The organism is Lactiplantibacillus plajomi (assembly GCF_005405405.1).
GTDB lineage: Bacteria > Bacillota > Bacilli > Lactobacillales > Lactobacillaceae > Lactiplantibacillus > Lactiplantibacillus plajomi.
Map to the genome: position 1 here is coordinate 1 of NZ_BJDZ01000063.1, position 1,245 is coordinate 1,245.

2 protein-coding genes are annotated in these 1,245 nt (G+C 39.9%); one reads left to right on the forward strand and one right to left on the reverse strand.

The features are described 5' to 3' along the window. Positions 1–477 precede the first annotated feature (477 nt). Positions 478–930, forward strand: coding sequence for a universal stress protein (locus tag FFM82_RS13400; RefSeq protein ID WP_024305875.1), 453 nt, complete (start codon positions 478–480; stop codon positions 928–930). 150 nt (positions 931–1,080) lie between these two features. On the opposite strand, the gene FFM82_RS13405 is transcribed toward FFM82_RS13400, so the two are convergent. Continuing rightward, on the reverse strand, positions 1,081–1,245 hold a 165-nt coding region (locus tag FFM82_RS13405), incomplete at its 5' end, for a transposase (protein WP_170178314.1).

Below are 1,245 nucleotides of genomic sequence, written 5' to 3' on the forward strand. Positions count from 1 at the left end.
CTATAATGGTGTGCAAAGCTTTTCATGGATTAAAAACTCCTGTTTTTGATCTAATTTAACTAAAATCAAATCGAATGTCAAAGTATCCAAACACGTTCTTAGAGTAGTCATAGAGACAAGCGTTCCTGATCCCTAAGTAGTTCTTTTGAATGGTCCTTATGACGGTATCCATTTCAGTACCATTGGGACGGTAGTTCATAACTAATTGTTGTAAAGTAGCCCGATCGCGGTTGCGAATAAAGGTTAAGAGGTAGATTGTACTTGCTTTGTCCACAATTACATCTCCTACCGTTTAATGTTGTCAGGGCTAACTATCTCTTAAGGTAAATCACGACTATGAAAATAGTCAAAAAATATGCATAACGTCAAAGTTGTCTGATATGCTCTGTTATCATACAATGGTAGTATAGTTTTAAATAAAATTAGTGCTAGTAGATTGTATAACCACTAAATCCTATATGGTTGGAGGTAGTAATTATGTTCAAGAACATCCTAGTTCCACTAGACGGAAGTAAAGATTCATTCAAGGCATTAGCATATGCTAAAGAGATGGCACAGATGTTTTCTGCTACTCTTTTTGTAACCACTATAATTGACCCTAGTGTTGCTATACCAGCCGGTGTACCTCCAGTTGGTGGCATTGTTCCGGTCCAAGTTGAGTTGGACGTTCGCGAAGAGGCAGCGCATGTTATTGATGAGGCAAAAAAAGAACTAGCTGGTACTAATATTCAAGTAAAGTACACCATTGTTTCTGGTACAGTAAATGATGAAATTGCTACTAATCTTCCAGAGAAGGAAGAAATCGATCTAATCGTACTTGGAAAGTCTGGAAAGAGCGCGTTAGAGAAGCTCATTGTTGGCTCTGTGACAAAGTACGTTGTGCAACACGCAGAAGTTCCTGTATTAGTTACCGAAGCGGCTTCTGAGTGAGCTAGCTGCTCTATTGACACTAGTACATGTATGTATGACGCACTACTTAGATACTGCTATAATATTAGCTTGATATAGTAACCCCCCTGAGTCTGAATTTACTCTGACTCAGGGGGGTCTCTTTACCGATATCTTTTTATTAGAACGTGTTTAGAATCTTTTCAAGAGTATTCGCAGGAAGGCTAAGCTAATCATCATCTTACTGGTGTTCAGCTCTCGCTCACAATTGCGCCAGAGGCGCCGATATTTTCCTAGCCAGCTAAAACTGCGTTCGATAACCCAGCGTTGCGGGGTCACTTGACCGTGCCTAAGGTC

Bases quoted from the DNA above. Each gene is read 5' to 3' on its own strand.
- FFM82_RS13400 (WP_024305875.1), top strand. From the start codon at position 478: ATGTTCAAGAACATCCTAGTTCCACTAGACGGAAGTAAAGATTCATTC.